This is a genomic window from Stutzerimonas stutzeri RCH2, assembly GCF_000327065.1.
Classification (GTDB): Bacteria; Pseudomonadota; Gammaproteobacteria; order Pseudomonadales; family Pseudomonadaceae; genus Stutzerimonas; species Stutzerimonas stutzeri_AE.
In genome coordinates, this window is record NC_019936.1 from 3,505,516 (window position 1) to 3,518,034 (window position 12,519).

The 12,519-nt window shown below is 61.6% G+C and carries 9 protein-coding genes; 7 read left to right on the forward strand and 2 right to left on the reverse strand.

The genetic code is table 11. The features are described from left to right. Positions 1 to 140: 140 nt before the first annotated feature. The 5 genes from PSEST_RS16235 to PSEST_RS16255 all read left to right on the forward strand — a co-directional run bounded on the left by PSEST_RS16235 (position 141) and on the right by PSEST_RS16255 (position 6,165). Positions 141 to 2,372: a TonB-dependent receptor domain-containing protein gene (locus tag PSEST_RS16235; protein WP_015278059.1), complete on the forward strand. Its 2,232-nt coding sequence runs from the start codon at positions 141 to 143 to the stop codon at positions 2,370 to 2,372. 161 nt (positions 2,373 to 2,533) lie between these two features. Further along, on the forward strand, positions 2,534 to 3,127 hold the full coding sequence (locus tag PSEST_RS16240) for a PepSY-associated TM helix domain-containing protein (protein WP_015278060.1): 594 nt from the start codon (positions 2,534 to 2,536) through the stop codon (positions 3,125 to 3,127). Positions 3,128 to 3,136: 9 nt separating this feature from the next. Then, a complete protein-coding gene (locus PSEST_RS16245) occupies positions 3,137 to 3,646 on the forward strand; it encodes a DUF2271 domain-containing protein (RefSeq protein ID WP_015278061.1) in 510 nt (169 codons plus the stop codon). Positions 3,647 to 3,660: 14 nt separating this feature from the next. After that, on the forward strand, positions 3,661 to 4,536 hold the full coding sequence (locus PSEST_RS16250; protein WP_015278062.1) for a DUF4198 domain-containing protein: 876 nt from the start codon (positions 3,661 to 3,663) through the stop codon (positions 4,534 to 4,536). Positions 4,537 to 4,608: 72 nt separating this feature from the next. Beyond that, the gene (locus PSEST_RS16255) at positions 4,609 to 6,165 is read left to right on the forward strand and encodes a sulfite reductase subunit alpha (protein WP_080602185.1); all 1,557 of its coding nucleotides are present in this window, start codon (positions 4,609 to 4,611) and stop codon (positions 6,163 to 6,165) included. Between the two features lie 142 nt (positions 6,166 to 6,307). On the opposite strand, the gene PSEST_RS16260 is transcribed toward PSEST_RS16255, so the two are convergent. Continuing rightward, positions 6,308 to 8,374 carry a TonB-dependent receptor gene (locus PSEST_RS16260; RefSeq protein ID WP_232422585.1) on the reverse strand — a complete coding sequence of 689 codons (2,067 nt, stop codon included), beginning with the start codon at positions 8,372 to 8,374 and terminating at the stop codon, positions 6,308 to 6,310. 293 nt (positions 8,375 to 8,667) lie between these two features. Beyond that, a complete protein-coding gene (locus PSEST_RS16265; RefSeq protein WP_015278065.1) occupies positions 8,668 to 10,926 on the reverse strand; it encodes a TonB-dependent receptor in 2,259 nt (752 codons plus the stop codon). A 139-nt stretch (positions 10,927 to 11,065) separates the two neighbouring features. On the opposite strand from PSEST_RS16265, the gene PSEST_RS16270 reads away from it, so the two are divergent. Further along, on the forward strand, positions 11,066 to 11,746 hold the full coding sequence (locus PSEST_RS16270; protein WP_015278066.1) for a Fe2+-dependent dioxygenase: 681 nt from the start codon (positions 11,066 to 11,068) through the stop codon (positions 11,744 to 11,746). Further along, positions 11,746 to 12,492 carry a tetratricopeptide repeat protein gene (locus PSEST_RS16275; protein ID WP_015278067.1) on the forward strand — a complete coding sequence of 249 codons (747 nt, stop codon included), beginning with the start codon at positions 11,746 to 11,748 and terminating at the stop codon, positions 12,490 to 12,492. The genes PSEST_RS16270 and PSEST_RS16275 overlap by 1 nt, the downstream gene beginning before the upstream one ends. Positions 12,493 to 12,519: the final 27 nt, after the last annotated feature.

Genomic DNA, 12,519 nt, shown 5'->3' on the forward strand with positions numbered 1-12,519 from the left:
TACAAATTCCGAACCCACGCTATGCAAGGGCTAGAGAGCGATTCAACAATTCAATTGAGAACGAAACGCAGTAAACCGTAAATTCTCGTTTACGAATGATTATCATGCGTGCGCCAACGAGACGGCTACAAGGAGCCCGCATGTCTATCCCCTTCTCACGTACCGCCCTGTCCTGCGCCATGATCGGCTGCAGCTGGACGGCCCTCGCCCAGAACGCGCCTGTCACGCTCAACGACACGGTCGTCAGCGCCTCCGGCTTCGAACAGAAGATCACCGAAGCGCCGGCGAGCATCAGCGTCATCAGCCGTGAAGACCTGCAGCAGAAGCGCTATAGCAATCTGGCGCAGGCGTTGGACGACGTGGAAGGCATCGATATCCGCCAGGGCACAGGCAAGACCGGCGGGCTGAATATCAGCATCCGCGGCATGCCCAGCGACTACACATTGATCTTGATTGATGGGCGCCGGCAGAACACTGCCGGTAACGTCACCCCTAACGGGTTCAACGAAACGTCCACCAGCTTTATGCCCCCGATGTCGGCCATCGAGCGCATCGAAGTGATCCGCGGCCCAATGTCGACCCTATACGGTTCGGATGCGATGGGCGGTGTGGTCAATATCATTACCAAGAAAGTGGCGAACGAATGGGGCGGGTCGGTCAGCCTCGACCACACTTTCCAAGAGAATCGCGATTACGGTGACACCAGCAATACCAGCCTATATGCCAGTGGCCCTCTCATCGATAACTTGCTCGGGCTTGCTGTTCGGGGCAGCCTGTATGACCGCGCCGAATCTGATTTATCTTTTGACAATGACAGCCCTGTTAGCAAACGTGGGGCCTCACCTGTCGAGGGACGCAACCATGTGCTCGGCGCCCGTCTAACGCTTACCCCTGACGAAGCACATGACATCTCCCTGGATTTCGAGCGTGGCCGTCAGGTCTACAACAACGACGACTGCCAGCTAGGAAACCTCGACGGTAAGAACGGCGGCAGCGCCAACGATGGCTGCACCGCAGACGCACCGACCAAAGCCAACGGATATGCTGACGAACTGCGCTTCGAACGCGACCAGTTTGCTCTTAGCCATACCGGGCGCTTCAGTTTCGGCACGCTGGATAGCAGCCTAACGCACAACACCACCGAAACCATCGGGCGTACGATTCCTGGAACGCCCATCGGCAACTCCTACACCGGCTACCCTTCGATCGTCATCGGCGATGACCGCGAGCTGAAATCCACCGATCTGATCCTCGACACCAAACTGGTCAGCCCGGTTGGCGAATCGCACATCCTTACCGTTGGGGGCCAGTACTGGGACGCCAAGGTCACGGACGGCATTGCCGACGACGACTTTCAGCAGAAATCATGGGCGATGTTCGTCGAAGACGAGTGGCGTCTACGCCACGACCTGGCTTTGACGCTGGGTGCTCGCTATGAAGACCATGAAGCATTCGGTGGCCACATCAGCCCACGCGCTTATCTGGTCTGGAATACAAATGACAATTGGACGATGAAAGGTGGCGTGAGCCGCGGATACAAAACGCCCACGCTTAACCAGCTTCACGACGGCATCAGTGGTGTCACCAGTCAAGGCGCGGTCATCACGGTTGGCAGCCCGGACCTAGATCCGGAAGTCACTACCAATACCGAATTCGGCGTCTACTTCGATAACCTCAGCGGCTTCAGCGCGAACGCGACCGTGTTCCATAACAAGTTCGACGACAAGATCGATGATGGAACGCCGATCGCGAACTGTTTCTCTGCAACAAATCCGAACCAGCCTGGCTGCGTCAGCTTCGGTAGCGGTTTCACGCAAGACTCCTTCGCCCAAAGTGTGAACATCGACGAAGCCGTTACCCAAGGTCTTGAACTGGCGGGGCGCTGGGAGTTCGCCCCGGCTTGGGCACTGGCTATGAATTACACCTACACCGATAGCGAACAAAAGAGTGGCGCAAACAAAGGCGCCCCTCTGACCAACACTCCAGAACACATGCTTCATGCACGCATCAGCTGGCAGACCACAGACCGGCTGAACCTGTGGTTCAAGGGTGAGTACCGAGGCGAGCGAACGCGCTTCACCGATCGCTATGAAAACCTGACCGCAGCAAATCAGGCACTTTATGACGCTGCGGGCGATTTGAAAGCGTACGAAGTCTTCCACCTCGGCGGTTCATTTAAAGCCTCGGAAAGCGTCACCCTCAACGCAACCATCTACAACCTCTTCGACAAGGACTTTACCGAGGGCACTTACTACACCACCAACACTGGAACGTCGGGTTGGGCCTCCGATTACATCCAGTCGGCAGCTGCGACTAGCGGTACGCTGGAAGAAGGCCGCCGCCTGTGGCTATCCGCCAACTTCACCTTCTAACCGCCTAGAAATACAACGAGCCGGGTTCAACCCGGCTTCGTTGTTTCTCATCCGGGCCGAATACAATCAAGACGCGAATGTATGCTGTTTGTAAATCTTTAGCATCTTCTCGTCGAGGCCCCCTAGAATTCGCACCACTTTTCTACAAGGCAAGGATCACCATGCGTCTGTGGCTCGGCACGTTGCGCCAATGGCACTGGATCAGCTCGGCGCTGTGCCTGGTTGGCATGCTGTTGTTCTCGGTCACCGGCATCACGCTCAACCACGCCGGCCAGATCGAAAGCAGACCCCAGGTGCAAAGCCGCGCCGCGCAGCTTCCCGATCCGCTGCTCGCCCAACTACAAGCCAAAGCGCCCGAGTCGGGCCTGCCCGTCGAACTGCGCGCTTGGCTGGAGCAGACGCTGGACATTCGCCTGGCCGGACGTGAGGCCGAGTGGAGCGATGGCGAACTCTACGTCGCCCTGCCTCGCCCCGGCGGCGACGCCTGGCTGAGCCTGAGTAGCGAAACCGGTGAACTGGAATACGAGTCGACCGACCGCGGCTGGATCGCCTACTTCAACGACCTGCACAAGGGCCGCCATACCGGCGAGGCCTGGAGCTGGTTCATCGACTTCTTCGCCGTTGCCTGTGTGGTGTTCAGCCTCACCGGCCTGCTGCTCCTGCAACGTCACGCCGGCAGCCGTCCCAGTACCTGGCCGCTGGTGGGTTTGGGGCTGGTAATTCCGCTGCTGCTGGCGCTGCTCTTCATTCATTAAGGACTGCTCATGCGTAAACGCCTGTTGTTGCCCCTCGCCCTGCTCAGCGCCCCGCTATACGCGGCGGACCTGCAGCTGGACGTGGAAATCCCGCGTCTGGATGTCGCCGAGTACCACCGCCCCTATGTCGCCATCTGGCTCGAGCGCCCGGACCAGAGCCACGTTGCCAACCTGGCGGTGTGGTACGACACCAAGCTCAAGGACAAGGAAGGCGAGAAGTGGCTCAAGGACCTGCGCCAGTGGTGGCGCCGCAGCGGCCGCAGTCTGGAGATGCCGGTCGATGGTGTCAGCGGTGCTACCCGCGCCGTGGGCAGCCACTCGCTGAAGTTCTCGGATCAGCATCCGGCCCTGAAGGCGCTGGAAGCTGGCGAATACCGCGTGGTGGTCGAAGCCGCCCGTGAAGTCGGCGGCCGCGAACTGCTGCGTGTTCCCTTCAGCTGGCCGCCTCAGCAGAGCGCCGAGCACCAAGCCCAGGGCCAGAGCGAACTGGGCGCAATCACCCTCAAGCTGACCCCATGAACAGGAAGCACGCCATGAAACCCGTCATCAAATGGACCACCCTGGCGCTCGCCGTCTGTCTGCCGCTGTCGGCCCAGGCCCACCGCGCCTGGATGCTGCCCTCGGCCACCGTGCTCTCCGGCGAAGAGCCGTGGATCACCGTCGACGCTGCCGTTTCCAACGATCTGTTCTACTTCGAACACGTACCGATGCGCCTCAAGGGCATCGGCGAGACAGCCCAGGCCCCGGCAGGCGGTCCGCCGGGCATGCGCGCACGGCCGGTTCCCGAGCTGCAGATCATCGCGCCAGATGGCTCGAAGGTTTCCGCGCAGAACGGCGCTGTCGGCCGCTACCGCAGTACCTTCGATGTACAGCTGAGCCAGAAGGGAACGTACAAACTGGCCGTGGCCAACAATGGCCTGTTCGCCAGCTGGAAGGAAAACGGTCAGCAGCGCCGCTGGATGGGCACCGCAGAAAGCTTCGCCAAGGACGTCCCGGCGAAGGCCGAAGGGCTCAAGGTCAGCCAGACCAGCAACCGCATGGAAGTGTTCGTCACCTCCGGCGCGCCGTCCAGCGAAGTACTTGCACCGACCGGCCAGGGCCTGGAGCTCAAGCCCGTCACCCACCCCAACGACCTGTTTGCCGGCGAAGCGGCAGACTTCGTCTTCCTGCTCGACGGCAAGCCGGCCGCCGATGTCGAGATCAGCGTGATTCCGGGTGGCAACCGCTACCGCGACGAGCTCGGTGAGATCAAGGCGAAAACCGACAAGGACGGCAAGGTCAGCATCACCTGGCCGGAAGCCGGCATGTACTGGATGGAAGCCGAGCTGACCACCACCAAGGGCGTCAGCAAGCCGGCCACCGAGCGCCGCGCCAGCTACAGCGCAACCCTGGAAGTGCTGTCGCCCTGACGCTAGCCCGCTGCCTGAGCACTGACGCTCAGGCAGCGACCGCTACCGCATTCCCCGTAACGAGTCCGCTTCTTGCCCAGACCTTGCCAATCCGTCCGGCGTCTGTCGCCACTGCTCGGCTGCCTCGCCGTCGCTGCGCTGCTGCTATGGTGGCAGCCGCCACGAGCGATCAGCGCTGCCGTAGTCGTCCTCGTCTATCTGGCCATGTCGCTGTATTGCTGGCGCGGACAGCTACGCCGCAAAGCAGCATCTACCGACGCGACCTCGGCGCTTGTGGTGACCTATGCCAGCCAGGGCGGGCAAGCCCGGCTCTATGCCGAGCGCAGTGCCGAGCAGCTTCGCGAAGCGGGCATGAACGTGCAGCTGCTGCCGCTGAATGCGCTGGAGCCGAGCCGGCTGCCAGCGCGGCGCATCCTGTTCGTCGTCAGCACCTATGGCGAAGGCGAAGCGCCGGACAACGGCGCCCGCTTCGAACAGCGCCTGAACGCGGCAAATCTGCAGCTGCAGGACCTCGAGTACAGCGTGCTGGCCTTCGGTGATCGCCAGTACCGGGATTTCTGCGCTTTCGGCCGCCGCCTCGACGAGCGTCTGCGCCAGCTGGGGGGCGTGCCGCTGTTCGACCGGCTGGAAGCCGATCGCGGCGATCCTGGCGTGCTGCGTCACTGGCAACACCAGCTCGCCCACCTGAGCGGCAACAGCAATTTCAGCGACTGGCTGCCGGCACCCTATCAACCCTGGCGCCTGACAGGCCGCCGTTGCCTCAACGCCGGCAGTTCCGGTGCGCCGGTACATCTGCTGACCCTTGCCCCGCCGAGTGAAAAGACATCATGGCGCGCCGGCGATATCGTCGAGATCGGCCCGCGCCACGCGCTCGCGCGCATCGAAGCCTTGTTGCACGATGTGGGCCTCGATCCATCTGCGCTGGTCGACGGCCAGAGCCTGGCCGCACAGCTGTCCAGAAGGCATCTGCCCGCGACTGGCGACCTGCATGGCGTCGACGCCGAGGCGCTGCTGGCCTTGCCGCCGTTGCCGCACCGCGAATATTCCATCGCCTCGATACCCGCGGACGGCGCCGTGCAGCTGGTGGTGCGCGAAGCCTTCCACAGCGACGGCACTCCCGGGCTCGGTTCCGGCTGGTTATGCCGCTACGCCGCCATTGGCGAAGAGATCGATCTGCGCATCCGCAGCAACCCCTCATTCCACGGCCGGGACGCCGCCACGCCACTCATCCTGATCGGCAACGGTACGGGCATCGCCGGGCTGCGCGCGCACTTGCGCGAACGCGCGGCGCAGCCCGGCTCGCGCAACTGGCTGCTGTTCGGCGAGCGCAACGCGGCGCACGACTTTCTCTTCCACGAAGAATTGGCACAGTGGCGTGAAAGCGGCCATCTGCAGCGGCTGGACGTGGCGTTCTCTCGCGACCAGCCCCAAAAGCGCTATGTGCAAGATGCACTGCGGGATGCGGCTGACGAACTACGCTGCTGGGTCGATCAGGGCGCGGCGATCTACGTCTGCGGCAGCCTGGAAGGTATGGGGCAGGAGGTGCAGCAAATACTGCTTGGCCTGCTCGGTGAGGCGCAGCTGGAGCAACTGAGCGAACAGGGACGCTATCGGCGGGATTTGTATTGATAACCTGAGCCCCCGGATGAGCCACCAGTAGACAAAAAAAAGCAGCATCCACCGGGTGGACGCTGCTTGAAGATCCCAACGAGGAACCAGGCCCGGGGAGCTGACGAAGCACGTCTAGTGCCGCGCCAGCAGACGGGACGACTCAGAAAGATAGATTCGCACCAACTCCAAATGCGCGAGGTGCGCCAGGCAGAATGTTGTTGTTGCTGTGGGCGGAAGCGTAGTAGTCCTCGTTCAGCAGGTTCTCGACATTCAGCTGCAGACGCAGGTCGGGGCTGACGGCGTAATAGACCGCAGCGTCGACGCGCACGAAGCTGGGCAGCTCGACCTTGTTGTCGGCACTGGCATACACCGCGTTCTGATAGACGGCACCAAGCCCGACGCCCCACTGGGAGTTGAAGTTGTAGCGGTTCCAGAGCGAGACGGAGTTGCGCGGTACCTGACTGAGCTTGTTGCCATCGCTCGCGCCGGGCGTTTTGATTTCGCTTTCCTGGTAGGCATAGCCACCAATGATTTGCCAGGCATCAGTCAGATTGCCAGTCAGACCAAGCTCAACGCCATCCACGCGCTGTCCGTCAACCAGAATCGAGCGGGCGTTGTTGTCGGGATCAGTAATCGCGACGTTGGTGCGATCGAGGCGGTAGACCGCAGCGGTGGCGGCCAGACGCGGGTTGATGTCCCATTTCACGCCGACTTCACGGTTGGTGAACTCTTCCGGATCGAGCGCCTGGGTGGCGGCGGTAAGTCCGGCAAGCTGCTCGCCCGCGCGCGGCACATAGGCCTTGCTGTAGCTGGCGTAGAAGGACAGGTCATCCAGCGGCTTGTAGATCAGGCCGGCACGCGGCGACACCAGGTCGTCTGAGCTCGAAAGTCGCTGACCGTTGCGGTAGTTGCTGTGATCGATCTTTACCTTGTCGTAGCGCGCACCAAGGATCAATTCCCACTGCGAGTTGAGCTCGATCTGGTCCTGCAGATAGAGCGCTGCGGTCTTGGTCGTACTGCGGTTGTCTGCATCGGTGGCGCTCTGGCGGAAATATACCGGCCCGCCGTAACGGGGACTCTGTGGCGTCACCTTGACAGACGTTTTCGTATTGTCTGTTGGGTGAAAGAAACCCGTTTCACGGAAATTCTCGGTCACTTGGCGGCTTAGCTCGCCACCGACCAGGATGGTGTGATCCATGCCCATGGCACTGGTGGCGATGGTCACATCGGTCTGGTTGATCAGGTTGGTGCGGTCGGTGGCGTTGTTGTAGGCGCCAATGCTGATTGACGAGCTGGTCGCTGCGGCGGAACCCGGAAAGACGTTCTGGTAGAACTTCTCGTAATCGGCGAAACGGGTCTGGTTGACCAGGGTGACGTTGTCGGAAAACTCATGCGTTACCCGCGCATTCAGGGCATCGACCTTCGCGGTGGCATAGCTGAGATCCGCGTTACCGACGAAGGTCGACTCGTCCAGCTTCATCGGTTTGCCATTGAGCGACGGCACGCCACGGTCGACGGTGCGATCGTCATCGAAGTGCTCGTAACCTACCTCGACGGTGGTTGCATCGCTGACGCGGAATGTGGCGGTCGGGTTGATGGCCCAACGCTCCAGATCCACATCGTCGCGGAAGCTCTCGGAGTCTTCGAACATCGCGGTCAACCGCACTGCGACGTTCTCATTGACCGCCTCATTGAAATCGCCGGTCATCCGGCGGTTCTTCCAAGAACCATAATTCAGGCCCAGTTCGTGACCATCGGTCCAGTTGGCCTGCTTGGTCACACGGTTGATCAGGCCACCGCTGGCGCCGCGGCCGAAGACCATGCCACTGGCCCCCTTGAGTACCTCGACTCGCTCGACGTTATATAGGTCGCGTAGGTACTGCACATCGTCACGCATCCCATCGACAAAAAAGTCGGCTGTCGAGGTATTGCCCCGTAGGATCGGAGCATCACGATGTCCCTCGCCCTGCGCCATCTGCACGCCAGGCACGTAGCGGACGACGTCCGCCATGCTCTGCATGTTCTGGTCCTTGATCTGCTTGTCGGTCACGACGGTGATGGACTGCGGAATGTTGCGCAGCTGCGTGTCGGTCTTGGTGGCCACCTTGGTGCGCTCGACGCGGTAACTGTCGCGCTTCTCCACGACCTCCATCGAATCCAGCGTGACCGTATCGGTAGGCGCAGCAAAGGCGCACTGCGCCGATGCGAGCAAAGGCAACCCGTACACCGCCATTCGTACGGCAGTTGCCATTTTCGTTGTGTTGAAGCGTGACCGCTGAGACATCTCTACCCCCAATAAAAAACACTCGTTATGAATGCGAATTGTTTGTGTTTATTTTTGTAATCTTAATGTCGTAAAAGGATTAAGTCTACTGGGGCGGACTTTCGCTCCCCTGGAAGCATCAGCGGGGGGGGTGGAGAGCAAGCGGAACGGTGCGCATGGGCCGTTCCTACAGAGGGACGGACAAAAAAACCCCGGCTAGGCCGGGGTGTGGGTAGGACTGACGCGCGGGCGGGTGATCAGAAATGAAAGTTCGTGCTCAGCAGCGCGGTGCGCCCAGCGGCCACGTGTGCCATGTGGGAGCCGTAGACCTGATCGAAATAGCGCTTGTCCGTCAGATTCTGCACGTTCAGCTGCAGGTCAAGGTTCTTGCTCACGCGATAGGCCGCCATGGCGTCGTAGCGCCAGTACTCAGGTACCTCGATGTTGTTCGCCGCATCGCCGAAGCGGGAGTCGACATAGGTCGCGCCGCCACCGATGGTCAGGTCCTGGGTGAGGTTGTAGGTGTTCCAGAAGCTGAAGCTGTGCTTCGGCGTGCTGGGCACCTCGTTGCCGTCATACAGACCCTCGACGTAGATCGGATTGGCCCGCGTGCCGATATTGGCGGCGCCGGACTTGACCAGCTCGGCGTCCAGGTAGGTGTAGCTGGCGAAGACCTGCCAGTTGCGGGTGAACTGGCCGGTCGCGCTCAGTTCCAGACCGTCGACTTGGGTTTCACCGATGCTTTCCTGGAAACCGCTGGCGTTGGTCACCCGCGCGTTGGTCTTCTCGGTGCGGAACAGTGCGGCGGTCAGGCCCAGGCGCTCGTCGAAGAAGTCCCACTTGGTTCCGATCTCGTAGTTACGGTTGCGCTCCGGATCGAGGATCTCATTGCCCACGCTGAGCGCATCGGCACCCTCGCCACCCGTCTCGCCGGACGGATTGCTGGAAGTCGACCAGGCCGCGTAGATGCTGCCGTTGGGCAGCGGATTGAAGACCAGGCCCAGCTGGTAGTTCCAGAAGTGGTTCTTGTTCTCCGGACGGGTTATCACACCGGCGGTAGAGACGGCTTTCTGCTCCGTTTCGTAGTCGTCGTAGCGCAGGCCCATGTTCAGCGACCATTGCTCATTGAACTTCAGCGTATCGAAGACATAGGCCGCCAGCGTTTCGGTGTCGGTATCGGTCGTCGCCGTGCTGCGCGCGATGCTGCCGGTCCAGGCATCCTTGGGGCTCGGGTTGGACAGGCTGGTGCAGTCGCCGGATGCCAGGTGCGCCGGCGTACAGCTGTTGCCGCCGGCGCCCGGGGTCACCACGTAAGGCCGGTTGTGCACGCCGACATCGCTAATTTCCACGCCCGTTACCAGGGTGTGCTCGATGCTGCCGGTATCGAAGCGTGCGGTCAGATCGGTCTGGTTCACCCAGCTCTGTGTGTTGGAGTTGCGGCTCTTGGCAGAGCGTGAAACCAGGCCATTGGGCACGTTGCCACGCGAATCGTCCGGATTGGTGACGATGTAATCCAGCGTGGTGCGGGCGATACGTGCGGTGTTGGAGATGGTCAGGTTTTCGTTCAGGTCATGCTCGAGCCGAATGGTGCCGGCATCCGTGGTGCTTTCACGGAAATCGCGGCTCTTCAGACCGTAGAAGTTGTCGCGATCAACCTTGACCGGCTCGCGACGTGGATTGGCCGGCGTAGCCACCGTCAGCGGAATGCCGTAATCGGGCATGTCGTCCGTTTCCAGGTGGTAGTAGGACAGCGTCGCCCGGGTCGGCGTATCAAAGCCGAAGGTGATCGTCGGCGCCACGCCCCAGCGGCTGACGTCCACGCCATCGCGGCCGGCAACGTTGGCCTCGTGTTTCATCAGGTTCAGGCGGCCGGCGACGTTGTCACCCAGCATGCGGTTGACGTCCAGGGTGTAGCGACGGGTCTGATCCGAGCCAAGGGTGACGCTGGCATCGCCGAAATCGCGTTGCTTGGCGGTCTTGCTGATCAGGTTGAGGCTGCCGCCCGTGGAGCCGGCACCGGTGTAGGCGGAGCCCGGCCCCTTGCTCACTTCGATGCTCTCCACGTTGAAGATCTCGCGGGTCTGCGAGCCCAGGTCACGCAGGCCGTCGATAAAGGTGTCGCTCTCAGCGTTGAAGCCACGGATGATCGGCCGGTCGCCCGCCGGGTTGCCGCCCTCGCCCGCGCCGAAGGTAATGCCGGAGGTGGTGCGCAAGGCATCGACCAGCGTCAGCGAACCGGTGTCGCGAATTACCTGGTCGGTGATCACGGTGACCGACTTCGGTGTTTCACGCAGCGGTGCCGTGTATTTCTTCGAGGCGGATGTAGCGGCCTTGTAGGCCTGTTCCTGCTCGCCGATCACCGTCACCTCATCGAGTGCAACCGGCGCTTCGCTGGGCGATGACGCCGCGGGGACGGTCTGGGCCATTGAGGGAACGGAAAAAGCGGTAAGGGCGACACCGATAGCCGAAGCCAACACGCGAGGTGGCTGGGCCAGTTCTAGAGACTGACGCGACATGTAATGCGGATCCTTGGAAGTTGATGCAACTGCGAATTGCTATTATTAGCACGTCGCATTCTGATAAATTCTGTCGCATTCTGAAACACCTAAATGCAAACTAATATCATTCGCCAATTCCACATCCTGTCGGTGATCCATGCTCCTACGCATTGCCAATGTGTTCTCCCGTGAAGAAACCGGTCGTATCCGCACGGCACTGGAACAGGCTGATTGGCAGGACGGCCGCGTCACAGCCGGTTATCAGTCGGCCAAGGCCAAACACAACCTGCAGCTGGCCGAGGATGACGCTCTGGCTCGCGAAATAGCCGAAGCCATGCTGCAACGCCTCTGGCAGCACCCGCAATTCATGTCGGCGGCGCTGCCGAGCAAGGTCTTTCCACCACTGTTCAACTGCTATACGGCAGGCGGCGAGTTTGGTTATCACATCGACAATGCCGTGCGGCAGGTACGCAACAGCGCCGAGCGAGTGCGCACCGACCTGTCCGCCACGCTGTTCTTCAGCGATCCCGACGAATACGACGGCGGCGAGCTGGTGATCCACGACACCTATGGCACGCAGCAGGTGAAGTTCGCTGCCGGCGACATGGTGCTCTACCCCAGCACCAGCCTGCACAAGGTCGAGCCGGTCACCCGTGGCGCGCGGCTGGCGTCGTTCTTCTGGATTCAAAGCCTGGTGCGCGAAGACGCCCAACGCACGCTGCTTTACGAGATGGATCAGGCCATCCAGCAGCTGACCGCCGACGTGCCGGAGCACCCATCCCTGGTGCAACTGACTGGCACCTATCACAACCTGCTGCGCCGCTGGGTCGAGGTCTGATGCCCCATCTTCTGCGCCGCGAGGAGACGCTCGACACCGAACAGCTCGGGCACCTCGCTGAACAACCCCAGCGTGCGGCACGGCTGGTGCTGGCTGCTGCCGCAGCCGGAGAGCTGGAAGCGCAAGCCCTGCTCGGCCAGATCCTCCTGGATGGCCGTGGCATTGAGGCAGATCCTGCGCTAGCACTGACCTGGTTCAGCATCGCTGCCGATCACGGACATGCCATGGCCTGCAACATGGCCGGGCGCTGCCACGAACACGGCTGGGGCATGCCTGCCAATCCTGTACGTGCCGCCGATTTCTACCGCCGCGCAGCAGAAATGGGCCTGGACTGGGGCATGTACAACCTGGCCAATCTGCTCGCCACCGGCCGCGGCATTCCACAGGATGAAGCCGCGGCCTATCGCCTATACCGCCAGGCGGCCGAACTCGGCCATGCCAAATCGATGAACCTCACCGGCCGCTGCCTCGAAGACGGCTGCGGCGTGACTCGGGATGTATCGGCAGCGCACGCCTGGTATCAATGTTCCGCCGAGGCCGGTGACTTTCGGGGTCAGTTCAGTCATGCCGCCGTGCTACTCGCCCAGCAGCAATGGGACGCCGCGCGGCATTGGCTGAGTCGCGCGCTGGAGCTCGGCCACCTCAAGTTCATCGAAACTGCACTGGCCAGCCTGCAAGCCGCTGCGCTGCCGCAGATTGCCGATATCGTCGTGGCCTACGCGCGGCGACGCGACGAGTTGCGGTGAACCAAGCGCAGAAACGAAAACGCCCCG

What these genes read in the sequence shown, in the direction of transcription:
- PSEST_RS16235 (WP_015278059.1), top strand. Translation starts at nt 141, where the DNA reads ATGTCTATCCCCTTCTCACGTACCGCCCTGTCCTGCGCCATGATCGGC.
- PSEST_RS16240 (WP_015278060.1), top strand. Translation starts at nt 2,534, where the DNA reads ATGCGTCTGTGGCTCGGCACGTTGCGCCAATGGCACTGGATCAGCTCG.
- PSEST_RS16245 (WP_015278061.1), top strand. Translation starts at nt 3,137, where the DNA reads ATGCGTAAACGCCTGTTGTTGCCCCTCGCCCTGCTCAGCGCCCCGCTA.
- PSEST_RS16250 (WP_015278062.1), top strand. Translation starts at nt 3,661, where the DNA reads ATGAAACCCGTCATCAAATGGACCACCCTGGCGCTCGCCGTCTGTCTG.
- PSEST_RS16265 (WP_015278065.1), bottom strand. Translation starts at nt 10,926, where the DNA reads ATGTCGCGTCAGTCTCTAGAACTGGCCCAGCCACCTCGCGTGTTGGCT.
- PSEST_RS16270 (WP_015278066.1), top strand. Translation starts at nt 11,066, where the DNA reads ATGCTCCTACGCATTGCCAATGTGTTCTCCCGTGAAGAAACCGGTCGT.
- PSEST_RS16275 (WP_015278067.1), top strand. Translation starts at nt 11,746, where the DNA reads ATGCCCCATCTTCTGCGCCGCGAGGAGACGCTCGACACCGAACAGCTC.